Below are 257 nucleotides of genomic sequence, written 5' to 3' on the forward strand. Positions count from 1 at the left end.
TCAGACAAGCCGAACTCGGGGGTAAGGCCGAAGAGTCGGTCAAGGTAGCCTTTGCGCATATCGGTATCGATAAGCAGAACGCGTTTGCCTGACTGCGCCATTACGGTGGCAAGGTTGGCGGAGATAAAGGATTTACCTGCTTCAGGCGCAGCACCGGTAATCATGAGGATGTTGTTAGGTGCGTCCAGCATGGAGAAGTAGATATTGGTGCGCAGGGCGCGGATGGCTTCGACGGCCGTGTCGGCGCGGTCTTCGCT

1 protein-coding gene is annotated in these 257 nt (G+C 56.8%); it reads right to left on the reverse strand.

Annotated elements, in window-relative coordinates:
- Positions 1-257, reverse strand: a 257-nt coding sequence (locus ACTHSP_RS23835; protein ID WP_440347211.1) for a nucleotide-binding protein, incomplete at both ends; no start/stop codon positions are given.

The organism is Neisseria sp. P0001.S005 (genome assembly GCF_051963715.1).